Genomic DNA, 23,171 nt, shown 5'->3' on the forward strand with positions numbered 1-23,171 from the left:
GGCAGCCGCCTCAACGCCGACGGCTCTCGTGGTGCATCGCCTGCCGTCCCTTGACAACGCCCCACACGACCACCACGACGAGCGCGATCAGCCCGATGATGACCAGCCAGCGGACAGCTTCGAGGAGCAGCCCGAGCAGGATGAGCACGCCGGCCACCACGGCGACAACCCAGAGCATGGCACGCATCTCGACCTCCCGTGACCGGCCCGCCTACGGCGGCGACTCCTGATCTTCTTCCCAGGCCGGGCGGCAATATGCCAAACGGGGAGCAGAAGTCGGCTCAGGCCGCCATGCGGGCGACGTAGACGGTGTTGGCGGACTGGCCGCCGGTCAGCGGGTTGGCGAACGGCACCACGTGCGCCTGCGCGCTGGCGAACACCTCGGTGAGCGCGGCCGTGAACTCGGCGTCCGGAGGGTCGTCCGACCAGAGGGCGAAGACGCCCTCCGGGCGCAGCAGTGCGGCGAGCCGCCGCAGCCCGTCCGGTGCGTAGAACGGGGCGTGGCTGGGGTGCAGGACGTTGCGTGGTGAGTGGTCGACGTCGAGCAGTACGGCGTCGAACCGCTGATCCGCTGCCGTGTCGAATCCGGTGCCGCCGGCCACCGAGGCGAAGAAGTCGGCGCGTACGAAACGGGTCCGCGGGTCCTCGGCGAGTCCCGCCGCGAACGGCAGCAACCCGCGACGGTGCCAGTCGATCACGTCTTCGATGGCCTCCACCACCAGCAGTGACCGCACCCTCGGGTCGTCCAGCGCGGCGCACGCCGTGTAGCCCAGACCGAGGCCGCCGACCACCACGTCGAGCGTGTCACCGGTCAGCTCGGCCAGCCCCAGCCGGGCCAGCTCGATCTCCGCGACCGGGAACAGGCTGGACATCAGGTACTCGTCGTCGAGCTTGACCTCGTACACCTCGACCTGAAGTGCCGGGTCCCGGCGGCGACGCAGGCTGATCGCTCCGATCGGGGTCTCCCGCCAGGCCAGCTCCTCGAAACGCGCGCCCATGGATGCCTTCCCGCCGCCGGATTCGTCCCCGGATGCTACCGCTCGGGCGATCCTCGGCCACGCAGGGTCCACGGGACATCGACGCAACGCATATCCTGTGGCCGGCCGATCCAGCGGAGGGACCTTCATGCCGTCGCGGCAGGACCAGCTGCACTCCTACCAGTTCAGCGTCCAGCGGGCGGTCGCCGCCCTTGTCATGCGGGAGACCGACCCGGCGCAGTCACCGTTTCGGCGGCTCGCGGGGGCGGCTCTGGCAAGCGTCCTGGTCGCGGCGATCGGGCTTGGTGGCTTCGCGTTGTACGGCCTGTTCGCCGGCGGTGGCAAGGGCTGGCGCGATCCGGGCGCGGTGATCGTGGAGAAGGAGTCCGGCGCCCGCTTCGTCTACCGCGACCAGCGGCTGCACCCGGTCCTCAACTACGCCTCGGCGCTGCTGATCGTCGGCGCGGACCAGTCCAGGACGGTGCTGGTGTCCCGCCGCTCGATCGACGGCGTGCCGCGCGGACTGCCGTTGGGCATCGCCGACGCACCGGATTCACTGCCGGCGCCGGGCCGGCTCGCGACCTCGCCCTGGACGGTCTGCTCGTCGATTCCGGACGGCGACGAGCCCCGCTCCGCGCTGCTGATCGGCACCGAACCCGTTGGCGGCCGACCGCTGGGCGACGACGCGTTGCTGCTGCGCCACCCGGACGGCGGCCTGCACCTGGTGTGGCATCAGCGCCGCTACCTGGTCCGCGATCCCAGCCGGGTCCTGGCGGCGCTGGCCACCACCAGCGCCCGGGCGGTGCCGGTGGCGCCAGCCCTGCTCAACTCGCTGCCCGCCGGCGTCGACCTGGCCCCGCTCGCGCTGCCCGGCGTGGGCCGCCCGGCCACGGGAGTGCCCGGCGCGAGGGTCGGCCACGTCTTCCTGGTGCGCAACTCCGGAGGCGGCCGGCAGTACGCGGTGGCCCTCGACGGCGGTCTGGCCGGCATCACCGAGTTGCAGGCCGGGCTACTGCTGGCCCGCACCGGCCAGGGCGAGCCGGAGCCGATGACACTCGGCCGGTTCGCCGCGCTGCCCACGATGCCGGACCTCGCACCCAGCGGCCCGACCGCCCCACCGCCCGCGCCACCTCGCCTCGCCGCCGCCGATGATCCGGCGGTCTGCACCCGCGTCGGTGACGACGGCGGCGCAGGCGAGGTGCGCTGGGGCGTACACCTGCCGGACCTGGCCGCCGTGCCGCGTACCGCGCCGGCCGGCGGTGCCGTGCTGGCCGACCACGTGGTGGTGGAGCCGGGTCGCGGCGCGGTCGTCGAGGCCGCTGCGGCGCCCGGCGCGTCCGGCGGCGCGGTGTCAGTGGTCACCGACCTGGGCCGGCGGTACGTCCTGGCCGACCGGGAGGTGTTGGCGATGCTCGGCTACCGGGACGTGCGTCCGGCGCGACTGCCCGCCGGCCTTGTCAGCCTCGTGCCCGCCGGCGCGACCCTGGACCCGGCCGCAGCACGGGCGGTGGCAGCTCCGGCCTGAGCGCGTGGTCGCACCGGTCCGGCACCGCGCCGTCGCCGTCGGGGCCGGGCCGAGGCGTCAGCTGGCCGGGCGGCGTAGCACGCTGACGGCGAAGTCCGCGTCGTCGTGCCACGGGCGCAGGTCCCAGGTGGCGAAGCGGTGCTCCAGGCGCAGCCCGGCGGCGACCGCGTCGGCGTCGAACGCTGTCAACGGGTAGCCGCGCTCGGTGCCGAAGCCCACCGCCAGCACGCCGTCCGGGCGCAGGTGCCCCGCGATCCGGCGCAGCACCTCCGGCTCGGTGCCGACGGCGACGAACGCGAGGACGTTGCCGGCGAGCACGGCGGCGTCGAACGGCTCGACCTCGCCGAGCGCCGGCAGGTCCAGCTCGGCAAGGTCGGCGACGAGCCACCGCGGGCCGGGGTAGTCGGCCTGGGCGGCCTCCACCAGCGCCGGGTCGGCGTCCACGCCGACCACCGTGTGCCCCCGCTCGGCGAGCGCGGCGCCCACGCGGCCGGAGCCGCTGCCGGCGTCGAGGATCCGCGATCCGGGCGCGACAAGCGTGTCGACCAGACGGGCCTCGCCGGCCAGATCGGCCCCCTCGGCGGCGAGTTTGCGGAACCGGTCGATGTACCACTGCGAGTGCTCCGGACCGGTTTCGGTCGCCCAGCGGGTCGGGTTGGCCATACGGTCACGGTAGCCGGGCCGGCCGGGTCGCCACCGGCGACCCGGAGCAGTCGGCCCGGCCACCGTGGCCGCTCAGCCCTTCTCCGCGCCGCTGGTCAGCCCTTCGGTGAGCAGCCGCTCGCTGGCGAAGAACAGGATCACGATGGGCAGGGTGAGCACCACCGACCCGGCCATCAGCACCGTCTTGGGAACCTCCACGCCGTCGGCGAGCAGGGACAGCCCGAGCGACACCGTCCACCGGTTGGGCTTGTCGACGAGGAACAGCAGGGCGAAGAGGAACTCGTTCCAGGCGATCATGAAGTCGTAGAGCGCGACCGCCATGATCGACGGCGCGGCGAGCGGCAGGCTTACCCGGCGGATGATGCCGAGCCGACCGGCGCCGTCGATGGCGGCGGACTCCTCCAGACTGACCGGGATCGTCTCGAAGTAGTTCTTCAACATGTAGACCGAGACCGGCAGCGTCTGCGAGATGTAGACAAGCACCAGCCCGAACAGCGAACCGCGCAGCCCGGCCCTGGTGAAGACCACGAACAACGGGATCGCGATGACGATCGACGGAAACAGGTAGACCGCGAGGAACAGGAAGTCGACCTGCCGTCGGCCGAAGAACCGCAACCGCGCCACCGCGTACGCGCCGGGGATCGCGACCAGGAGGGTGAGCAGTGTCGCCGCGACAGCCACCAGGCCGCTGTTGCGCATGAAGGTGAGGAAACCCTGGCCGCCGTCGTCGGTGGCCTTGAGCACCTCCGCGTACGTGGCGACGGTCAGCTCACCGAAGCCGACCACGAGCGCGCCGGGGTCGAGCAGCAGACGCTCGATGGGGCGTACCGACAGCACCAGCATGTAGTAGAAGGGGAAGACGGTGACCACCAGGAACGCGGCGATCACCAGGCGGCGCAGCCAGCGCAGGCTCACCGTCTCGACGACGTCCCGGTCCATCAGCTGACCCTCCGTCCGAAGAAGCGCAGGTAGATCAGGACGAACACGATGAGCACCACGGCCAGCACTACCGCCTGCGCGGCGGCGGCGCCGATGTCGGTACGCGCGGTGAGGAACTCGTACACCCGCACACTGACCACCTCGGTGCCGGCGGCCCCGCCGGTGAGCAGGTAGACGTCGTCGAACTTGTTGAACGTCATGATGAAGCGCAGCACCCCCAGCAGGGCGATCACCGGGAGCAACTGCGGCAGCAGGATGTGCCGGAACCGTTGGGTGGGCGTGGCCCCGTCGACCCGGGAGGCCTCCTCCAACTCGCCGGGCACGGCCTGGAGGCGGGCCAGCAGGAACAGGAACGCGAACGGGAAGTACCGCCACGCCTCGAACACGATCACCGTGGCCAGTGCTGTCGATTCCTGGCTGAGGAACGGCACCGGGGCGTCCCAGCCCAGCAGGCGCTGACCCCAGTCGTTGACGATGCCGAGCTGCGGGTCGAGCATCACCTGCCAGACGAATGTCACGGCGACCACCGGCGCCACGTACGGCAGCAGCATGGACGCCCGGACCAGCGTGCGACCCCGGAACGGCCGGCGGACCACGAGCGCGGCGACCAGGCCGAGCGCTATCGACCCGACGGTGCCGCCGATGCTGTAGAGAAGCGTCACCCACAGCGTCTCGGCAAAGCCGGGGGTGTGCAGCACCCGGTCGATGTTGTCCATTGTGAACTCGCCGAACAGCCCGGTCTTGCGCAGCGTGGCGAGCCGGACCCGCTGGAAGGCGAGCACCACGGTCCAGACGATGGGGATGCCGATGACAGCGATCGTGACGAGCAGCGTCGGCGCGACAAGCGCCAGCCCGGCCCGGGATTCGCGGCGGCGCAGTGTCAGCGGCCGGCGCTTCGGCGGTGCCGGCCGCTCCCCGGTGGGGGAGCGGCCGGTGTCGGGCGCGGTGGTGGTCAATTGACGCCCGCCTTGATCGCCTCGACGTCCTTCTTGGCCCGGCCGGCGGTTGCCGCCGCGTCGGACTTGCCGCCGATGAGGTCGCCCAGCACCTTGGGCACCGGCAGCTCGCCGAGCATCGCGCCGACCAGCTTGCCCTGCCCCTGGCTGAGCCCCCACCGCCCGAAGGTGTCCGGGCTGCGGCGCAGCGTGGCGAGCACCTCGTCGCCGTACACGTCGGCGAGGGGCTTCTTGGCGTCCACGCCGGCCTGGCTGGTGTTCCAGGCGTTCAGGTACGCCTCAGGCTCGGCCGGGGTGCCCTTGCGGACCGGGAAGCGGCCCTCGGGGGACATGCCGAACCAGCGTGGGTAGCCGTCGCCGAGCATGTACTCCACGAAGGACTTCGCCGGATCGGCAGCCGCGCCGTCCAGCACGGCCCAGGAGCTGATTTCGCCGTACTGGGCCGGTTCGGTGCCGTTCGGGCCCTTGATCGCGGTGACGAACCCGCTGTTCTTCGCGAGGAACGCCGGATCGGCCTGGCACTGCGGGCAGGTCGGCTTGGCGTCGCTGCGCAGCCCGGCCAGCTCGTCGAGGATGAACGGCGACCAGATCACCATCGCCGCCTTGCCCGCGAAGTAGGTGGCCCGCGTGGTGTCGACGTCCTGCGCGCCCTTCACCGAGCTGGTGCGGATCAGGTCGCCGTAGAAGCGGAACGCCTCGACGCACTGCGGCGAGTCGAGGGTGATCCCGCCGGAGTCGTCGGTGAGCTGGCAGCCGTTTGCCAGCGCCAGGTGCTCGAACGTCTGCTGGGTGAACACGTCGCTGGGCGCTGTCGCCGCGGTGATCCCGGCGACGCCCCCGGTGTTCAGTTTCGCCGCGGCGTCGGTGATCCGCTCGTACGTGTCGGGGGCGGGCAGGCCGGCGGCGGCGAACAGGTCCTTGCGGTAGACGAGCAACTGCCCCCAGCCGTCGCTCGGCACGGAGAGCTGTTTGCCGTCGTCGGCGGTCAGCTCCAGCGCCCGGGGGGAGAACGTCTGCCTGCCCAGCTTGTCGACGACCTCCGCGTTCGCCGAGGCGTGCAGCAGCTCGTTGCCCGCGAGCGTACGGATGCCGGCCAGGGATACCGAACCGACGACGTCGGGCAGGTCGCCCGCGGCGGCGTTGGCGGCGATCAGGGACGGGAACTGGTCCTCGTTGACGGTGACCAGGTCGACCTGGATCCCCGTCTTGGCGGTGAAGTCCGCGATGATCGCCTTGGTGGCGGTGACCCGGTCGGCGACGTCTTCCAGACTCCAAACGGTGATCTTTTTGCTGTTGCTGTCGGATCCGTCGTCTCCGCAAGCCAGCAGGGTGGGCGCGGCCAGTGCCAGGATCAGGGTGGTGGCGAGTATCCGCCTCGGAGGTGCTGACATCGGTGGCACTCCTCTCGAAGGGTACATGCCGGATTCAACCCCTTCGATTGATCAATGACAAGACATATAGCGATTTTTTGCTATCCTGGAGCCCAGTGCTACCGGGATGTGACACATGGGCAACTGGGTCGTCTCCCTCGCCGGGCCTCGGCAGATCAGCCTCGAGCCCTGCCCGCCAGATCCGCTCGGCCCCGGCCAGGTCCGGGTCCGCACCTGCTACTCGGGCATCTCGGCCGGCACCGAGCTGACCCTCTACCGCGGCAGCAACCCCCGGCTCAGCAAAGACTGGGACGACGCCGCCCGGATGTTCGTCCCCCGGCAGACACCGGTGCCCTACCCGCTGATCGGGTTCGGCTACGAGGAGGTCGGCGAGGTCGTCGAAGTCGCGCCGGAGGTCACCGACCGACAACCGGGGCAACTCGTGTGGGGCATCTGGGGGCACCGCGCCGAAGCCGTGCTCGCCGCCGACGCCGTCCGTCCGCTGCCGGCCGACCTGGACCCGCTGGCCGCTGTCTTCGCCCGACCCGGCGCCATCGCGCTGACCTCGGTGCTCGCCGCCGACCTACACCTCGGCGACTGGGTGGGCGTCTTCGGGCAGGGCGTCATCGGCCTGCTCGCCACCCGACTCGCCGTGCTCTCCGGCGCCCGGGTCGTCGCCGTCGACCGGGTGCCCAGCCGCCTGCAGCACGCCGCCCGCTACGGCGCACGGGCCACCGTGGACGCCAGCGCCGCGTCCGCCGCCACAGTGCTGCGGCAGGCCACCGACGGCCGGGGCGCGGACGTCTGCCTGGAGCTGTCCGGGGCGTACCCGGCGCTGCACGAGGCCATCCGATCCACCGCACACGCCGGTCGGGTCGTGGCCGCCGGCTTCTACCAGGGCCAGGCCGACGGGCTCGGCCTCGGCGAAGAGTTCCACCACAACCGCATCCAGTTGGTGGCCGCCCAGGTCTCCGGCCCCACCCCCGCGCCGAGCATGGCCGGCCGGTGGACAGGCGACCGGGTGGCGCAGACCTTCATGGAGTTGGTGGCTGAGCATCGGGTCGACCCGCTGCCGCTGGTCAGCCACATCGTCGACGCCAGCGCGGTCGCCGACGCCCTCGCGCTGCTCGACAGCGGCGCCGGTGACGTCCTCCAAGTGGTGTTGAGGTTCTAGATGACCACCATCGCGCTCGCCTGCCAGGAACAACTCCTGCCGGGCACCAACCTGATCCAGAAGTACGCCCTCGCCGCCGCCCTCGGCTACCAGGGCATCGAGCTGCGCGGGCGCGGCGACGGCGCATTCGCCCGCCGACTGCCCGAGCTGCGCCGCGCCCGCGCCGCCGGTGTGGTGATGCCCACCGTCTGCGTCGAGATGGACCACTTCATCGGCGACTTCGACCCCGCCCGCTCCGCCGACGCCGTCCGCAACCTGCGCTCCCAACTGTCGGTGATCGCCGAGCTGGGCGGCATCGGGGTGATGACCCCGGCGTCCTGGGGGATGTTCTCCCGGCGACTGCCGCCGTTCGAGCCGCCGCGCCCGCCGGCCGGCGACCGGCTGGTGCTCCTGGACGCCCTCGGCGAGCTGGGCGAGCACGCCCGGGCCGAGGGGGTCACACTCTTTCTCGAACCCCTCAACAGGTACGAGGACCACATGGTCAACCGTCTCGACGAGGCGGTCGCCCTCTGCGCGGCCGTCGGCGTGCCCTCGGTCCGGGTGGTCGCCGACACGTTCCACATGAACATCGAGGAGGACGACGTACACCGGGCTCTGCGTGCCGCCGCGCCGTACCTCGGGCACGTGCAGGTAAGCGACTCCAACCGCTACCAGCCGGGCGCCGGGCACCTGGACTGGCCGGCGCTCGTACGAACCCTGCTGGAGCTTGACTACCGGGGGTGGCTGGCGTTGGAGTGCCGGCTGCGCGGCGACCCGGTCCGTGCCCTGCAACAGGCCGCCACTGTGCTGCGGCACGCGCTGCCCCGGCGGGCCGCGGCATGACCGCCGCACCGACCCGCACCGGCGGACCGGGTGACCTCGCAGGGCTACGTCACCTCGCGGTCACCATCCTCGACGCCAACTGGGAAGACGACCACACAGTGCCGTCGCGCACCCTCTATCCACACCAGTGGAGCTGGGACTCGGCGTTCATCGCGGTCGGCCTGGCCCACGTCCGCCCCGAGCGCGCCTGGCAAGAGCTGGCAAGCCTGTTCCGCGCGCAGTGGGCCGACGGGCGGGTTCCGCACATCGTGTTCAACCCGGCGCTGCGCGTCGGCGCGTACTTCCCCGGGCCGGACCTGTGGCGCTCCACCGACGCCCAGGGGGCGCCCGCCGTACACACCTCCGGCCTGGTCCAGCCGCCGGTGCACGCGCTCGCCGCACTGCTGGCGTACCGCCGGGCACCCGAGCCGGTCGGCCTGGCCGCTTTGCACCAGCTCTATCCGGCGCTTGTCGCCCAGCAGCGCTACCTCGCCGACCGGCGGGACGTGGCAGGCGACGGGCTTGTCTGCATCGTTCACCCGTGGGAGTCCGGGCTGGACAACAGCCCCGCCTGGGACGACCCGATGGCCGCCGTACCCGCCGAGGCGTCGGTGATGCGCTCGTACCGTCGGCACGACACCGCGCACGCCGACGCCGCGCACCGCCCCACGGACCTCGACTATGCGCGCTACCTGGCGATCGTCGCGGCCTACCGCGACCGCGGCTACGACGACCGCGGCCTCGCCGACCGCCACCCGTTCCTGGTGGAGTGCCCGCTGTTCAACGCGGCGTTCGGGGCCGCCGAACACGCCCTCGCCGAGATCGCCGCGCTGATCGGCGCCGACCCCGGGCCGCACCGGGCCCGTGCGGCCCAGATCACCGAAGCATTGGTACGTCGGCTGTACGACCCGGCGACCGGCACCTTCCAGCCCCGCGACGTACGCGCCGGGCGGCTGCTGGGTGCGCGTACCGTGCTCGGGCTGACGCCGCTGATCCTGCCCGACCTGCCCACCCGGCAGGCCGACACGCTTGTCGTCGAGGCCCGCTCGGCGCGCTTCGGGGTGGCCGCGCGGATGGACCGCCCGTTGCCCAGCCACGATCGGACCGCACCCGACTTCGAGCCGCTGCGCTACTGGCGCGGGCCGAGCTGGCTGAACATCGGCTGGCTGGTACGGCGCGGGCTGCTCGCGCACGGCCACCCGGAGCTGGCAGCCGGGCTGCGCCGGTCGATGATCGGGCTGGTCGCAGGGGCGGGCTGCCACGAGTACTTCCACCCGGACACCGGCGCCGGTCTGGGCTCGGCGGCGTTCGGCTGGACCGCGGCGCTCGTGCTCGACCTGCTAGCCGACGAGGAGTAGCCCCGAGCCGGGTAGCGTGCCGGCCCCAGCGACGGTGGCCTGCGCTGGCAGCGCCGTTTGCCGGCACCGGGCGTGGGTAACCGCCGGGCGTGACCGACAGCGCGGGCGGCGGCGGGTTTCCGCACTTCATCGACGCGGTGTCCCGACGGTCCGGCCTGCCGACCGAGCAGGCCGTCGCCCTCGCTCGCGCCGTACTCCAGACGATGGCCGAACGAGTCACCGGCGGCGTGCCCGACGACCTGGTCGGGCACCTTCCGGACCAGGTGGACGGCTATCTGAACGACTTCGCGCCGCCGTCTCACTCGGACGTGCCCGGCTCGCCGTCAGATCTGCCCGGCCTGCCCCCGGACCTGGAGGGCTCATCCTCGGATGTGCCGGGCTTGCCTTCGGACGTGCCTCCGGCAGACGCCGGGCCGGCGGAATTCCTCCGCCGGGTGGGCCAGCGCGCCGGGGTGGACCCGGCTACGGCACGGGCCGGCACCGGGGCGGTCTTCGCGACCCTGCGCGAGGCGGTGACCGTACGCGAGTTCCGCGAAATGGTGGCACGACTGCCCCGCGACGGCGATGCCGCGCCCGGCTTGCCCGCTTTGCCCGACCTCTGACTTCGGCGAGTCGGTCGTGGACGGCGAGCGCGTCAGGCGCCGGATAGTTCCTCGGGTTCGGCGACCCAGGCGGAGAAGACCGGCACTCCGTGCCACGACGAGCCCTCGGCGCCGTCGGCCGGCCCGTCGGCCCTGTCCTCCCAGGTGGCGGCCCCGTCCGCCCGCCGGCCGACTCCGTCGGTTCGGGTGTCCGCCCTGTCCGCCTGCCGGCCGGCGCCGCCTGCTCGGGTGTCGGTGGCTATGGCCACCACGGCGTAGGGGTGGCCGAAGCGCAGCTCGGCGATGCGTGCCACGCCCTCCGGCGGCAGGCTCACCGTTCCGAACATGCCGGTCACCGCCGCGGCCTCGAAGCCGTACCGGTCGTAGCGCGCCATCGCCACCTGCCGCGCCTCGAAGCCCTGCGCCGGCTGGCCCAGCGCTCGCGCCAGCGCGGCGGTGGCCGCCGGGAAGCCCAGCGACTCGGCGGTCAGGTCGTGGTCGCTGCGGGCCGACCAGCAGGGAAGCACCGCGCTGTGCCGCTCCTCGCGGCCGTCGCGGGCCCGGGTCCGCACCTGCTCCTCCCGAACCGTCCACAGCGGAGCATCACCGAGCGGAAGGTCGAACAGGGACCGCCGTCCGGCCGGTTCGGCGCCGTCGACCACGCCGGCGCTGAGGTGGTACGCGGCGGCCAGCACATCGGCCGGCGGCACCTCCGGCGCGGCGGCAACTGAGAGCACCACGAGCCCCGCCCCGTCGGCTGTCTGCGCCGGCGCGGCATGCATGATCACGTCACCGGCTCGCGCGGTCGTCACGATGGCGCACTGGTGGCCGTGGCCCGGGCTGCGGAGTACGCGGCGCAGGTCACGTGCCCAGGCGCTGCCGGGGCCGAGCGTACGGGCGTCGGCGACCTCGAACGGCTCGGCCCACGAGATCCGGGTCGCGAGAGCGCTGGCGAGGGCGAAGACCACGTCCGGGCTGACCTTCAGCGGGAACGTCTCGATCAGCCCATCGGTGTGCTCGCGTGCCCACGCGTCCAGCCCGGCCTGCTCGGGCAACGCGCCCACCTCGGTCGTCGCGGGCAACGCCGCCCGCCATCCTGTCGTACCGTCGAGGTCTTGACCTGGTCGGTGCCAGAGCGCTGTGGCGGACGCGACAAGCGGGTGCGGCGCGTTCAGCAGCGCGCGGGCGACCTCCGCCGCGCTGCCCAGGTCCGTGCCCAGAGCCTCCGCCAGCGCATCGGCTGCCGGATCAGATCCGGCCGTGGAGCCGGAGCCAGCGGTCGGGTCAGAGTCAACTGCCGGGTCGGGGTCCGCCGCTGCCGCGCTGAGGGCGAGCAGCAGCCAGGCGCCGAGCGGGGAGGCGACGTGGTGCCGGTCGCCGATCGTGGCGTGCAGCCGCTCGGCGTACGCGGACAGCGGCCCGTGCATGTCGGTCGTCATGCCCCCACTCTGCCCGCCGTCGCCCGGTCCGGCATCCTCACCGGCGGTGGGTCACGACCACAGCTCGAACGGCTCGTCGATGCTCTCGCCGGCCAGAAACGGCGTGATCAGCTCAGGGAGCCGGCCCGGGTAGAACCGCTCCGTGCTGGCCACCACCTCCGGCAGCGGCCACCATCGGAAGCCGAAGTAGTCCTCCCGCTCGTAGTCCAGCCGGTGCGCCTCGTCCACGTCCGGCCCCGGCCCGGCCAGCCGCACCGCGACGATCACCTCGTCCTGGACGTGGCGCAGCTGCCTGTGCAGGAAACTCGCCCGCCGTCGCCAGTTCGGCGCCCCCACCTGGTCGCCGGTGACCACGATGCCGGTCTCCTCGCGCAGTTCCCGGACGGCGGTGTCGCGGTACGTCTCGCCGGGGTCCATGCCGCCGCCGGGCAGCTCCCACCAGGTGCCGAGCCGGGGATGGTCCGGGTCGCGGGTGTGGAACAGCAACACCCGGTCGTCGGCGTCACAGACCACCACACGCACCGCGCGCCGCTCCCACACCGGCAGGTCGTCGGGCAGCTCGCTCATCGGGCCAGTCTGCCGCAGCACCGGCTCCGGCCGAACTCTGCCGCCGTGCCTGCTCCGATCGGGCGCTCTGCCGCCGCGCCGCGCGCCACGCGGCACTGCGCCGCCCCCGCGCCACGCGGCGCCCTGTCGCCGCGCCGGCTCCGGGCGCTCGGACCGGGGCCGGTAGGCTGCCCGCCGTGGCTGGTCTGTTGAGGAACGTGGCGCAACGCATCTCCCGGGTCGGCGCGGCTATCCCGTCGCCCCGACGGTCCGGGCCGGCACCCGCACGGGTGGCCCGTCCCCGGCAGGTCAGTGCGTTGCAGCGGCGGGAGTTGACGTACGCCCCCGAGCGGGACGGCCACGCCGACCCGGGGGAGATCGTCTGGACCTGGGTGCCGTACGAGGACGACCCCCGTCAGGGCAAGGACCGTCCGGTGCTGGTGGTGGGGCGGCACAGCAGGACCCTGTTCGGGCTGATGTTGTCCAGCCAGAGCGACCGGGACGGGCAGCGGCACTGGTTCGCGCTCGGCCCTGGCGAGTGGGACCGGGACAACCGGCCCAGCTGGGTCCGGCTGGACCGGGTGCTCACCATGCGCGAGGACAGCATCCGCCGGGAGGGCGCCGTGCTGGACCGGCCCCGGTTCGACCGGGTGGGGCAGGCGCTGCGCGCCGGCTACGGCTGGCGCTGACCGTACCCCGGTGAAGCCCGCCGGCCGCGTGGAGGCCGCCGGCCTGCGCGCGCAGGTGAAGCGGACCTCGTTGAGTACCTGCTACACCTGGCCGATGGCGTGGTGGACACCGACGCTCGTAGCCGATCAGGGGATCAGCGCTCCACGAGGCGGGTGCTGTCGGTGAGTTGGCGGGCCGGCCTGGCGGCGGAGAGGCTCTTCGCCTGGTACATGGCCGCGTCGGCGCGGCTGAGCGCCTCGGTGAGTTGGGCGGGGCCGGTCACCGGGGCGAGCCCGACGGACGCGGTCACCCGGACGCTGCTGCATCCGCTGAGCCGGATCGGTGCGGCGACGGTTTCGCTGAGCCGGCGGGTGGCGTGCTCGATCCAGCGCCGGTCGACGATCGGGCTGGCGAGCAGGCCGGCGAACTCGTCACCGCCGAGGCGGGCGACGAGGTTGTCCCCGGCGAAGCCGGCCAGGCGGTCGGCGACGCTGATCAGCACCTGGTCGCCGGCGGCGTGCCCGTACCGGTCGTTGATCTGCTTGAAGTCGTCGAGGTCGAGCACGATGGCGATCAGTGGCTGGCCGCCGGCGTCGGTGAGGAGTGCGGCCGCGAGGCGGTAGAAGGCACGCCGGTTGGGCAGCCCGGTGAGGGGGTCGTGGCTGGCGGCGTGCCGTTCGGCGGCGAGCTCGGCCTGGAGGTGCTCGATCTCGGCCTCGGCGCGTAGCGCCCGTCGGCGCAGTTGCCAGGAGGACAGCAGCGCTCCCGCCGCACAGATGCCGGAGGCGACGCTCATCGGATCCGGCACGAGACCTCCCATCACCGCGACCGCCTCCAGCCGTCGGTCGACGCGGCGCGGGTGCCGCGTCGGGCCCATTTCTCCCCATTGGTGCCCACGGTGGGTCACTCAAAGTGAACGGATAAGCACCGTTCACGTGCGTTATCATGCTCGCCGTCCGGTGCAGATGCAATAGCAGATGCACGTGCATACGTCCGATGTCGATTACCGCACCCTCGCCGTCAACCGCTCCTCCCACGGGCACCGGCGGGCTCGTGAGCAGAAAGACGCCTCTCATGCAGCAGCCACCCAATGGCGTTCCGATCCATCAGTTGCCTCCGCTGAGCTGGCTGAAGAGCCGTCGCAGCAACCCCAGCGGCAACTGCGTCGAAATCGCCGAACTGCCCGGGGGAGCAGGCATCGCCGTCCGTAACTCGCGGCATCCTGAAGGGCCGGCGCTGATCTACACAGTGGACGAGATCGCCGCCTTCGTGCTCGGCGCCCGTGACGGTGACTTCGATCATCTGATCAACTGAGCGCTCCGACAGGCGCGTCCCGGGAACGGGACTGATTCACCGCTCCGGAGGAGTTCATCTCACCGACGGTCCATGGCATGCTTACACGTCGGCCGGGCCGGATGCCCGACCAAGTGGTCGGTATCCGGAGGCCCGCACGTGACGATGGTTCCCGCCGAGGGCGGCCCGACAACGGGGCCGACAGTGCTGCGCATGTTGCTCGGTGCCCAACTGCGCCGGCTGCGGGAGGCCAGCGGGGTGACCCGCGAAGGCGCCGGCTGGGAGATCCGCTCGTCCGAGTCCAAGATCAGTCGGATGGAGCTGGGCCGCGTCGGGTTCAAGGAACGCGACGTGGCCGACCTGCTCACCCTGTACGGCGTCACGGACGGGCAGGAGCGTGAGGCGCTGCTCAAGCTCGCCCGGGACGCCAACAGCCCGGGGTGGTGGCACCGCTACGGCGACGTCCTGCCCAGCTGGTTCCAGTCGTACCTGGGGCTGGAGGCCGCGGCGGCGCTGATCCGCAGCTACGAGGTGCAGTTCGTGCCCGGCCTCCTGCAGACCCCGGAGTACGCCCGCGCGGTCGTCCTGCTCGGGCACAGCGCGGCGGACGTGGCCGAGATCGATCGCCGGGTGGCGTTGCGGATGCAGCGCCAGGAAATCCTGCGTCGTGATCGTCCGCCGCAGCTCTGGGTCGTGGTGGACGAGGCGGCGCTACGCCGGCCGATCGGCGGCGTCGAGGTGATGCGCGGGCAGATCGAGGCGCTCATCGAGGCGACCAGGTCGCCCCACATCCGACTCCAGATCATCCCGTTCGCGGCCGGTGGCCACGCGGCGGCCGGCGGCGCCTTCACCATCCTGCGCTTCGGTGATCAGGAGCTGCCCGACATCGTCTACATCGAACAGCTCACCAGCGCTCTCTACCTCGACAAGCGCGACGACCTCGAGTACTACGCAGTGGCCATGGAGCGGCTCTGCGTGGAGGCCGAACCGCCGGAGCGCACCCCGGAGATCCTCGCCCGGTTGCTGAAGGACGCCTACCCGCACTGACGCACGTCCGCGTCGTCGTAGCGGGCTCGGGCCTCGTGCACCTCGGCGATGTGCGTTTCTGCCCACGCCTTGATGGCCCGTTGCACGGGCAGCAGGCTCTCGCCCAGCGGCGTCAGCTGGTAGTCGACCCGGGCCGGCACGCCAGCGGTCACCGACCGGCTCACCAGGCCCTCGCGCTCCAGTTTGCGCAGCGTCTGGGTGAGCATCACCGGGGCGGCCGGCGGGGTGGGTGGTCTGCTGCTCGAACTGGCGGCGCTGCGCGGTGTGCGGACCGTAGCGGTGGCAGACCCCCGGGACGAGGAGTTGGTACGCGGGCTGGGCGCCGACTGGTTCGTGCCGCGTACCGACCGGTTGGGCGCGGCGGTGCGCGCAGTGGTTCCGGGTGGGGTGGACGCGGTGGTCGACGCCGCGGTCGTCGGCGTCGCGGCTCACGAGGCGATGCGGGGCGGGGGAACGTTCGTGGCGCTGGTGGCGCCGTTCGCCCCGCCGCCGTTGCGGGCCACCCGGGTCGTCGTTCAGGAGGTCTGCGCCGACGGCGCCCGGTTGGCGGAGTTGTCAGCGCTTGTCGACAGCGGCAGTTGAGCCTGCGACTGGCCGATCGGTTGCCGCTGGCTGAGGTGGCGGCGGCGCACGAGCGGCTGGCCGCCGGAGGTCTGCGGGGGCGTCTGGTGCTAGTGCCCTGAAGGTTCGCTATTGACCGACGCCGACGTGTCACGCTAATCTCTGGATCGATACAGTTCTGAATCGATCCAGAGGGGTGCCGGGTGAGGCCAACACTGCAAGCCGTCGCGGAGGCCGTGGGCGTTTCCCGCAGCACCGTGTCCAACGCCTACAGTCGCCCCGACCAGCTCTCCGCCGCCCTGCGCGAGCGGATCCTCGACGCAGCCCGGCAGCTCGGCTACCCCGGTCCCAACCCCACCGCCCGCTCCCTGCGTCGCGGCTTCGTCGGCTCGATCGGGGTGCTGTTCACCTCGCAACTGTCGTACGCCTTCACCGACCCCTTCGCGGTCCGCTTCCTCGCCGGGGTCGGCGGCGCCGCCGAACGGCACGGCACCAGCATGCTGCTGGTGCCGCTGCCGCCGGCCCAGACCGACGCCCGGCGGGCGGTGGAGAACGCCGCAGTCGACGGCTTCTGTGTCTACTGCGCCGCCGACGAGGAATGGGCGCTGGACGTGATCCGGGAGCGTGGCCTGCCGTTCGTCACCACTGCGGCCCGCGAGGACGCCGGCCCCGACGACCGGTTCGTCGGCATCGACGAGCGCGCGGCGGCCCACCGCATCGCCGCGCACGTGGCCGGCCTCGGCCACCGCCGGGTCGCCCTGCTCGCCGACGCCGTGCTGCCCGACGCGTCGACCGGCCCGGTCACCCTGGCCGGGGCGGACGAGGTGTGGCATCCGACCACCCGCGACCGGCTTGCCGGCTTCGCCGACGCGTTCGCCGAGGTCGGCGTCGACTGGGGCGAGTTGACGCTGGTCAGCGCTGCGGGCAACAGCCGGGCCGCCGGAGTCGCCGCCGTCGCCGGGCTGTTCGACAGGCCCGCACCGCCGACAGCCGTGCTGGCCGGCTCCGACGTGCTCGCCCTCGGCGTGCTCGACGCGCTGGCCCAGCGGCCGGGTAACACCAACCCGCCGGTTTCGGTGACCGGCTTCGACGACATTCCCGAGGCCGCGACCGCCGGCCTCACCACCGTCCGGCAACCGGCCGAGGAGAAGGGCCGGATCGCCGCCGAACTGCTGCTCGACCCACCCACGGACCCCGCAGCCGGTCACGTGCTGCTGCCCACCGCGCTCATCGTCCGGTCCTCCACCGGACCTGTCCCGAGGAGTTGACCATGGAATTCCCGACCGGATACGTCACCGCTCTCGACGCCATGAACCGTCACGTCAACTCGGCCCGACCGGACGCCCCCGTCCAGGTCGAGCGGCCCCGCCGGGCGCTGCTCGCGCCGACCCGGCAGGCCGCCGCCGGTGTCCTGCACCGGCTCGCCGACCGGATCCAGCCGCGACCGGTGCCGTCCACCCCCCGCTGCTCCTGACCTGCCCGTCAGGCCCGGTGCCACCCGCGCAACACCCCATTTCGGTACGCGGGGAACGGGCGGGTCGGCACCGGGCGGCGCGGGTGGTCGAGCGGGGAAGGGCCAGGCAGACTGGTGAGGCCATGTCACAGTTCACGCCTGCCCTCCGCCTCCACGACCGCTACGTGCTGCACGAGCGGATCGGCCTCGGCGGCATGTCCGAGGTGTGGCGGGCCGACGACGAAGTGCTCGGCCGGCCCGTCGCGGTGAAGGTGCTCGCCGGGCAGCTCGCCGCCGACCCGCACCTGATGGCCACCATCCGGCGCGAGGCCCGCGCGGCCGCCCGGCTCACCCACCCGCACGTGACCCAGGTGTACGACTACGCCGAGGCGACACTGGCCGGCGGAGTGGTAGTGCCATACCTGGTGATGGAGCTGGTCGACGGGCACAACCTCGCCGATCGCCTGCGGTCCGGGCCGATGCCCTGGCCGGAGGCGGTCCGGGTGGCCGGGCAGATCGCCGCCGCGCTGGCCGCCGCGCACCGCATCGGCGTGGTGCACCGGGACGTCAAACCGGGCAACGTCATGCTCACCGACACTGGTGCCAAGGTGCTCGACTTCGGCATCGCCGCGCTCGGCGGGCTCGACAGCCGATCCGGCGAACCGCTGATGGGCACCCCCGCCTACTTCGCCCCCGAGCGCCTCGCCGCTGGCCCACCCGACCCGGCCAGCGACGTGTACGCCCTCGGCGCGCTGCTCTACCGCCTGCTCACCGGCCAGGCGCCGCTGCCAGTGCAGAGCTGGGAGGACGCCCTCAGGGTGCACCGGCAGCGCACGCCGGTGCCGCCGCTGCGGGTGCCCGGCCTGCCGGCCGACATCGCCGAGCTGACCCTCACCTGCCTCGCCACCGATCCGGCCCACCGGCCGAGCGCCGCCCGGATCGCCCGCCGGTTCGGCACCGCGCAGCCTGTCGAGCCGGAGATGCTGGGCTTTCCGCACTCGGCGGCAGCCCATCCGCCCACCGAGATGATGCGTCTCCCGTCGCCAGCTCCGACGGGCAACCGGTCCACGGAGATGGCGCACGTCCCGTCGTCGACCCAAGCAGTCCACCCGCCCACGCTCATCGACCGCTCGGCGACCCCAGCGGTCCTCGCGCCGGCCGCCACCCCGCTGGCGGCTACCGCACCGGCCGCTACCGCACCGGCGGGCACCGCACCCCGTCGGCGTCGGTCCCGCCGGCCGCTCGCCGTGCTGACCGCCGCCGGGCTCGCGGCAGTGGTCGGGCTCGGCGCGCTGCTCACCCAGGGCCCCGACTCGCCTGAGTCACCCGATACCTCGCAGCTCGCCGCCCCGTCCGCCACCAACTCCCCGACGCCCTCGCCCACCACACAGTCGCCGAGGCCGACGTCACCGGCCGCGCCGCCGCCCACCACCAGCGCACCGACTCCGACTCCGACCCGGACGTTCGGCCAGCAGGTGCCGGTGAGCCTGTGGCAGGTGACCGGCGAGTTCACAGCGGTGCTTGCCCAGGCGCAGGCGCGCGGCGACATCGACCGCAGGACCGCCGAGGACCTGCGCGACGACCTCGCCGACCTGGGCAGCCGGCCACGCGACCGCGCCCGCAACATCGCCGACCTGCGGGAACGCATCGCCAAGCTGGTCGAGCGGCGCGAGATGTCGGCGCGTACGGGCGCCCAGCTCGACGCCCTGCTCACCCAGGCGACCACTGCCGCCACCGGCCGCACCGACGACTGACGCGCTACTCGGCGAGGATCTGCTCGCGGAGGATCTCCGCGTGCCCGCAGTGCTGCGCCAACTCCCGCAGCACGTGCAGATAGACCCAGCGCAGCGGCAGCGGCCCCCGCCGGTTTCCGCGCAGCACGTCGTCCAGACCCAGGGCGGCCGTCGCCCGGCGGGACGCCGCACACGCCTCCCGGTGTGCTTGCCGCACGCTGGCGATCGTGTCGTCGGCGTCGAGGAGGAACGAATCCTCCGACGACTCCGGTAAGCCGATCTCGGCGCGGGACCGGCACGTTACGGCCTCGTCGAACCACACCTTCTCGACGAACGTGACGTGCTTCACCAGGCCGAGCAGGGTCGTACGGGACGGCACCAACGACAGGCGCGCCTGCTCCTCGGTCAACCCGTCCAGACAGCCGTCGAGCGCGTTGCGGTGCTCGTCGATGAAAGCCTCGAACTGCTCATGTGCGGAAGCGCCGACCACGTCGGAGGCGAAGGTCACCGGAAGGGACGTCATGACCGCAGCCTAAGGCCACCGGCCGGGACGGTGTTCAACCGAAGGAGACCAGGGCGCCGCGCTCGTCGAAGCGGGCCGTTCCCGCCCATGCGACCTCCCAACGGTTGCCCTCGGGATCGGCGATGTAGGCAGAGCGCCCACCCCAGGGCCGGTCGGTAGGCTCGGCCACCACCGTCGCACCCGCCGCGACCGCTGCGGCGAAAGCCGTGTCGACCTCGGCCCGGCTGTCGACGTTGCAGGCCAGGGTCACCCCGGACCAGCCGCCGGTCGGACCGGGCACGCCGGGTGCCGCCTCGGCGGCCAACTCCGGCAGCGGAAAGAGCGCGAACAGAACGCCGCCGAGCAGGAACGCCGACCAACTGTCGTCGCTGCCCGTCGACTCGGGCCAGCCCAGCGAGCGGTAGAACGACCGCAGCCGGCCCATGTCGCGGGCGCCCACTGTGACAACCGACAGTCGGGAGGGAAGTGCGTCCATGACACTGATCCTGCCCGGGGCGTACGACAAGTCGGCACCCACCGTCTGTCAGGGACGGTGAGCGGCTCCCGGGCCGGCGAGGGCCTGAAGCGACGCGGTGGTCGCAGGGTCGGCCGGGAAGAAGGCCTCGACGGCCAATCCGGCGACTGTGACGTCCAGCGGCGTACCGAAGAGGGTGGTGGTGCTGAGGAAGGACATCTCCCGGCCGTCATGGCGGTAGCGCAGCGGAACGACGATGCGTGACACCGCCGTGCTGATCGGCGTCTCGTGGGCGTCGTCGCCGGGGTAGCCGCGAAGCTCCTCGTGCAGGTCGTACAGGATCGGGTCGTTGCTCGTCACTGCCTGCTGGCGCAGCCGGCTCAGCAGATGGGCGCGCCACTGCGGCAGGTTGAGGATGCGCGGAGCCATGCCGTCGGGGTGCAGGCTGAGCCGCAGCACGTTCACCGGGGGGCTCAGTAGGCGGGGGTCCGCGCCAGCGGTGAACAGGGCCACTGCCGGATTGGCCTCGACAAGGTGCCAGTGCTTGTCGACGAGCAGCGCTGGGTACGGGCTGTGACCGTCGAGGATCTGCCGCACTGCAGCGCGCACCGGGTCCAACTCCGGATCGGTCAGCTCGTGAGTGGAGTACGCGGGCGCGTAGCCACCGGCGAGCAGGACCGTGTTGCGGGCCGCCAACGGCAGGTCGAGCTGCTCGGCCAGCCGTAGGATCAGCTCCGGACTCGGGCGCGACCGCCCGGTCTCCACGAAGCTCAGATGCCGGGCCGACACCCCCGCCTCGATCGACAGGTCGAGCTGACTCATCCCGCGGGTTCGGCGCCAGTCGCGCAGCAACTCCCCGACGCCGCGCGCGGGCCCTGCCGTGGTCGTCACGCCTCGACCCTAGTGACAGCGGCTGCGCACGAACCATTACCTGCGAGGTAATCGACAGGGCACCGGCAGCCTCGGGACCATCTCCCCATGACCGCGTACGGACTTGCGCATCTGCGCACCGCATCCACCCACGCCGACGTGCTGGAGTACCTGCGCCGCATCGACGCCACCCTTGCCCCCTTCGGCGGCCGGTTCCTCGTCCACGGCGGCGACGTCGAGGTCCTGGAGGGTACCTGGCCGGGCCATCTGGTGATCATCGAGTTTCCCGACCTGCCCACGGCCCGCGCCTGGTACGACTCCAGCGACTACCAGGAGATCAAGCCCTTCCGGACACGGCACATCGCTGGCGACGTGATCCTGGCCGACGGAGTCGAGCCCGACCACAGTTCAGCCGAGCTCGCCGCGAGCCTTGCCCGCCAAAGCGCGTGACGGCCCGCCGCCAGCCTGGCCCGCCGAAGCAGGTGACGGCTCGCCACTAGCGAGGCGAGGCGAGGTGACGGAGGACTCCGTTTCGCCGGCTGGCCCGGTGCCGTCAGCCGATGTCGGCCCGGGCCAGCGAGCCGGGCTCGGTGCCCGCCTGTGCGTGCACCTCGCCCGCAGGTGACCAGATCGCCGACCCGCCGGCCGCCTCGGTATAGCCACCACCCGTCGACCCCGCGAAGCTCGCCACCGCCACCCACACCCCGTGCGTCGTGGCGATCCGCCGCGCCCGCCCGTCCGTCACCGCCGCGTCGCACGCCGACTCCAGCACGCCCGCCGCGTACACGTCGATCCCCAGCGCGGCCGTCTCCGCCGCGTGCGCGGCGACGCCCGTGTCCTTGCAGATCGCCAGCCCGACACGCCAGCCGTCCACATCCAGCACCGCCGGCGCGTCGCCCGGCCGGAACCGGCGGGCCTCCACGTCCCCCAGCCACATCTTCCGGTACGCGATCGTCACGCCGTCGCCGGTCACCGCCAGCGTGGCGATGTGCTCACCGGCCACCGGCGCGCCGGCCAGCGCGAGGGTGCCCGTCTCGGCGCACGCCTCGACCAGCGGCGCCAACCGGGGATCCTCGACCGACACGACAGGCCCCTGCAACTCGTACCCCGTCAAAGACAGCTCCGGAAAAACGACAACCCGGGCGCGCGCCGCGCGGACAGCGGCGGCGTGCGCCCGCGCGTTCTCCGCGACATCCAGAGGTGCGCACGGAGGTTGCGCCGCCGCGAGCCGCAGTGGGGTACGGTGCTGCACGCCTCCTCCGGAAGGGGAGGCGTGCTCGGTCGGGCGGTGGCCCGCGTGGCCGACTCTCAGGAACACTTCGTAGCGTGGGGGCATGATTCGAACGTCCCACGCCGTGCTCGCCACCGGAACCCCCGCCGCCGCGGCCGAACCGCCACAGGATGGCATCGTCGGCTACGTCACCGACCTGGTGGAACGACTCGGTGGGCCGGGCGCTGGCCTGGCGGTGGCACTGGAGAACCTGTTCCCGCCGATCCCAAGCGAGATCATCCTCCCGCTCGCGGGGTTCGTGGCCGCGCAGGGCCGGATGAGCCTCGCCGGGGCGATCTTCTGGACGACGCTCGGATCGGTGGTCGGTGCCCTGGCGCTGTACTACATCGGCGCGTCACTGGGGCGTGACCGAACGCGCGCCATCGTGCAGCGGCTGCCGCTGGTGAAGCTCAGCGACGTGGACCGGACCGAGGCGTGGTTCCTACGGCACGGCGTGAAGGCCGTCTTCTTCGGCCGGATGATTCCGATCTTCCGAAGCCTGATCTCCATCCCCGCCGGGGTGGAACGGATGCCGGTACGGATCTTCCTGCTCTACACCACGCTCGGCAGCCTCATCTGGAACAGCACCTTCGTGCTGGCCGGCTACCTGCTCGGCGACAACTGGCACCTCGTCGAGGGCTACGTCGGCATCCTCCAGAACGTCGTCATCGTGGTCTGTGTGGCCGGCGTGGCCTGGTTCGTCGGGTCCCGCGTACTGCGCGCCCGCCGCGCGGCCCGCAACCCCGAGCCCGTCGTTGAGGTCACTCCCGACCCGATCCCCCCGACGCCGGGAGTGCCCGACCCGAGTGGGCGCGGAACGCTCTACCGGAGCGGCTCACAAAACCCCCACGAGCACTGATGTAACGGCAGCGCCAGGCCGGGCCCGGGTGGCTGCGTGGTCGGGGCGGGAGTGCGCGGGTGGGCGCTGTCCGGTCCGGGCGTAGCTGCGTGGTCGGGCTGCGCTGTGGG

At 72.5% G+C, this 23,171-nt stretch carries 28 protein-coding genes; 14 read left to right on the forward strand and 14 right to left on the reverse strand.

Translation table 11 applies throughout. The features are described from left to right. Positions 1–10 precede the first annotated feature (10 nt). Together F4558_RS07920 and F4558_RS07925 are read right to left on the reverse strand one after the other, a co-directional pair. Complete coding sequence (locus F4558_RS07920) at positions 11–187, reverse strand: hypothetical protein (RefSeq protein WP_167943666.1); 177 nt, start codon at positions 185–187, stop codon at positions 11–13. 94 nt (positions 188–281) lie between these two features. After that, positions 282–998 carry a polyamine aminopropyltransferase gene (locus tag F4558_RS07925; protein WP_167943667.1) on the reverse strand — a complete coding sequence of 239 codons (717 nt, stop codon included), beginning with the start codon at positions 996–998 and terminating at the stop codon, positions 282–284. Positions 999–1,125: 127 nt separating this feature from the next. On the opposite strand from F4558_RS07925, the gene eccB reads away from it, so the two are divergent. Further along, positions 1,126–2,502, forward strand: a complete 1,377-nt coding sequence (eccB, locus tag F4558_RS07930; protein ID WP_167943668.1) for a type VII secretion protein EccB — start codon at positions 1,126–1,128, stop codon at positions 2,500–2,502. A gap of 57 nt (positions 2,503–2,559) precedes the next feature. Here the strand turns inward: eccB and F4558_RS07935 are convergent, their stop codons facing one another. The 4 genes from F4558_RS07935 to F4558_RS07950 all read right to left on the reverse strand — a co-directional run bounded on the left by F4558_RS07935 (position 2,560) and on the right by F4558_RS07950 (position 6,451). Next, positions 2,560–3,165: a class I SAM-dependent methyltransferase gene (locus tag F4558_RS07935; RefSeq protein WP_167943669.1), complete on the reverse strand. Its 606-nt coding sequence runs from the start codon at positions 3,163–3,165 to the stop codon at positions 2,560–2,562. A 72-nt stretch (positions 3,166–3,237) separates the two neighbouring features. Beyond that, on the reverse strand, positions 3,238–4,104 hold the full coding sequence (locus tag F4558_RS07940) for a carbohydrate ABC transporter permease (RefSeq protein ID WP_167943670.1): 867 nt from the start codon (positions 4,102–4,104) through the stop codon (positions 3,238–3,240). After that, complete coding sequence (locus tag F4558_RS07945) at positions 4,104–5,060, reverse strand: carbohydrate ABC transporter permease (protein ID WP_167943671.1); 957 nt, start codon at positions 5,058–5,060, stop codon at positions 4,104–4,106. Before F4558_RS07945 ends, F4558_RS07940 begins: the two co-directional genes overlap by 1 nt. Next, positions 5,057–6,451 carry an ABC transporter substrate-binding protein gene (locus tag F4558_RS07950; protein ID WP_167943672.1) on the reverse strand — a complete coding sequence of 465 codons (1,395 nt, stop codon included), beginning with the start codon at positions 6,449–6,451 and terminating at the stop codon, positions 5,057–5,059. Before F4558_RS07950 ends, F4558_RS07945 begins: the two co-directional genes overlap by 4 nt. Positions 6,452–6,566: 115 nt before the next feature. Between F4558_RS07950 and F4558_RS07955 the strand changes: the two genes are divergently transcribed. The 4 genes from F4558_RS07955 (at position 6,567) to F4558_RS07970 (ending at position 10,365) form a co-directional block, all read left to right on the forward strand. After that, entirely contained in the window at positions 6,567–7,604 is a 1,038-nt protein-coding gene (locus F4558_RS07955; protein WP_167943673.1) for a zinc-dependent alcohol dehydrogenase, read from the forward strand. Next, on the forward strand, positions 7,605–8,426 hold the full coding sequence (locus F4558_RS07960) for a sugar phosphate isomerase/epimerase family protein (protein ID WP_167943674.1): 822 nt from the start codon (positions 7,605–7,607) through the stop codon (positions 8,424–8,426). It abuts the gene before it with no gap. Then, the gene (locus F4558_RS07965) at positions 8,423–9,763 is read left to right on the forward strand and encodes an MGH1-like glycoside hydrolase domain-containing protein (RefSeq protein ID WP_167943675.1); all 1,341 of its coding nucleotides are present in this window, start codon (positions 8,423–8,425) and stop codon (positions 9,761–9,763) included. Before F4558_RS07960 ends, F4558_RS07965 begins: the two co-directional genes overlap by 4 nt. Positions 9,764–9,852: 89 nt before the next feature. Beyond that, positions 9,853–10,365, forward strand: a complete 513-nt coding sequence (locus F4558_RS07970; RefSeq protein ID WP_167943676.1) for a DUF2267 domain-containing protein — start codon at positions 9,853–9,855, stop codon at positions 10,363–10,365. A gap of 32 nt (positions 10,366–10,397) precedes the next feature. Here F4558_RS07970 and F4558_RS07975 read toward each other — a convergent pair whose 3' ends face one another. Further along, entirely contained in the window at positions 10,398–11,783 is a 1,386-nt protein-coding gene (locus tag F4558_RS07975; RefSeq protein WP_209273222.1) for a serpin family protein, read from the reverse strand. 51 nt (positions 11,784–11,834) lie between these two features. Beyond that, positions 11,835–12,350 carry an NUDIX hydrolase gene (locus tag F4558_RS07980; protein WP_167943677.1) on the reverse strand — a complete coding sequence of 172 codons (516 nt, stop codon included), beginning with the start codon at positions 12,348–12,350 and terminating at the stop codon, positions 11,835–11,837. 176 nt (positions 12,351–12,526) lie between these two features. On the opposite strand from F4558_RS07980, the gene F4558_RS07985 reads away from it, so the two are divergent. Beyond that, positions 12,527–13,018 (forward strand): type II toxin-antitoxin system PemK/MazF family toxin, encoded by a 492-nt coding sequence (locus F4558_RS07985; RefSeq protein WP_167943678.1) that lies wholly within the window; start codon positions 12,527–12,529, stop codon positions 13,016–13,018. Positions 13,019–13,152: 134 nt separating this feature from the next. Here F4558_RS07985 and F4558_RS07990 read toward each other — a convergent pair whose 3' ends face one another. Next, positions 13,153–13,806, reverse strand: a complete 654-nt coding sequence (locus F4558_RS07990) for a GGDEF domain-containing protein (protein WP_167943679.1) — start codon at positions 13,804–13,806, stop codon at positions 13,153–13,155. 266 nt (positions 13,807–14,072) lie between these two features. Here F4558_RS07990 and F4558_RS07995 point away from each other — a divergent pair, with 266 nt between their 5' ends. Together F4558_RS07995 and F4558_RS08000 are read left to right on the forward strand one after the other, a co-directional pair. Beyond that, a complete protein-coding gene (locus F4558_RS07995; RefSeq protein WP_053656862.1) occupies positions 14,073–14,312 on the forward strand; it encodes a DUF397 domain-containing protein in 240 nt (79 codons plus the stop codon). 138 nt (positions 14,313–14,450) lie between these two features. After that, positions 14,451–15,338 carry a Sco1979 family transcriptional regulator gene (locus F4558_RS08000; protein ID WP_167943680.1) on the forward strand — a complete coding sequence of 296 codons (888 nt, stop codon included), beginning with the start codon at positions 14,451–14,453 and terminating at the stop codon, positions 15,336–15,338. Here the strand turns inward: F4558_RS08000 and F4558_RS08005 are convergent. Next, complete coding sequence (locus tag F4558_RS08005) at positions 15,326–15,544, reverse strand: winged helix-turn-helix transcriptional regulator (RefSeq protein ID WP_209273898.1); 219 nt, start codon at positions 15,542–15,544, stop codon at positions 15,326–15,328. The two genes, F4558_RS08000 and F4558_RS08005, sit on opposite strands and share 13 nt — an antisense overlap. Here F4558_RS08005 and F4558_RS08010 point away from each other — a divergent pair. From F4558_RS08010 to F4558_RS08025, 4 genes are all read left to right on the forward strand, one after another. After that, a complete protein-coding gene (locus tag F4558_RS08010; protein ID WP_209273223.1) occupies positions 15,537–15,920 on the forward strand; it encodes a zinc-binding dehydrogenase in 384 nt (127 codons plus the stop codon). The genes F4558_RS08005 and F4558_RS08010 overlap by 8 nt on opposite strands. A 182-nt stretch (positions 15,921–16,102) precedes the next feature. Then, positions 16,103–17,167 (forward strand): LacI family DNA-binding transcriptional regulator, encoded by a 1,065-nt coding sequence (locus tag F4558_RS08015; protein ID WP_167943681.1) that lies wholly within the window; start codon positions 16,103–16,105, stop codon positions 17,165–17,167. 2 nt (positions 17,168–17,169) lie between these two features. Beyond that, entirely contained in the window at positions 17,170–17,373 is a 204-nt protein-coding gene (locus tag F4558_RS08020) for a hypothetical protein (RefSeq protein WP_053656872.1), read from the forward strand. Positions 17,374–17,495: 122 nt separating this feature from the next. Next, complete coding sequence (locus F4558_RS08025; RefSeq protein ID WP_167943682.1) at positions 17,496–19,106, forward strand: serine/threonine-protein kinase; 1,611 nt, start codon at positions 17,496–17,498, stop codon at positions 19,104–19,106. A 4-nt stretch (positions 19,107–19,110) separates the two neighbouring features. Here the strand turns inward: F4558_RS08025 and F4558_RS08030 are convergent, their stop codons facing one another. Genes F4558_RS08030 through F4558_RS08040 form a run of 3 tightly spaced genes read right to left on the reverse strand, consistent with a single transcriptional unit; the run spans position 19,111 to position 20,953 of the window. After that, the gene (locus F4558_RS08030) at positions 19,111–19,608 is read right to left on the reverse strand and encodes a DinB family protein (protein WP_053656876.1); all 498 of its coding nucleotides are present in this window, start codon (positions 19,606–19,608) and stop codon (positions 19,111–19,113) included. A 34-nt stretch (positions 19,609–19,642) separates the two neighbouring features. Then, positions 19,643–20,083, reverse strand: coding sequence for a VOC family protein (locus F4558_RS08035; RefSeq protein ID WP_053656976.1), 441 nt, complete (start codon positions 20,081–20,083; stop codon positions 19,643–19,645). A 48-nt stretch (positions 20,084–20,131) separates the two neighbouring features. Next, positions 20,132–20,953 carry a helix-turn-helix domain-containing protein gene (locus F4558_RS08040; protein WP_167943683.1) on the reverse strand — a complete coding sequence of 274 codons (822 nt, stop codon included), beginning with the start codon at positions 20,951–20,953 and terminating at the stop codon, positions 20,132–20,134. Between the two features lie 87 nt (positions 20,954–21,040). Between F4558_RS08040 and F4558_RS08045 the strand changes: the two genes are divergently transcribed. Continuing rightward, complete coding sequence (locus F4558_RS08045) at positions 21,041–21,382, forward strand: DUF1330 domain-containing protein (protein WP_167943684.1); 342 nt, start codon at positions 21,041–21,043, stop codon at positions 21,380–21,382. A 103-nt stretch (positions 21,383–21,485) separates the two neighbouring features. Here F4558_RS08045 and F4558_RS08050 read toward each other — a convergent pair whose 3' ends face one another. Beyond that, on the reverse strand, positions 21,486–22,184 hold the full coding sequence (locus F4558_RS08050; protein ID WP_053656883.1) for a carbon-nitrogen hydrolase family protein: 699 nt from the start codon (positions 22,182–22,184) through the stop codon (positions 21,486–21,488). 82 nt (positions 22,185–22,266) lie between these two features. Between F4558_RS08050 and F4558_RS08055 the strand changes: the two genes are divergently transcribed. Beyond that, entirely contained in the window at positions 22,267–23,061 is a 795-nt protein-coding gene (locus F4558_RS08055) for a DedA family protein (protein ID WP_053656885.1), read from the forward strand. Positions 23,062–23,171: the final 110 nt, after the last annotated feature.

The organism is Micromonospora profundi (assembly GCF_011927785.1).
Classification (GTDB): Bacteria; Actinomycetota; Actinomycetes; order Mycobacteriales; family Micromonosporaceae; genus Micromonospora; species Micromonospora profundi.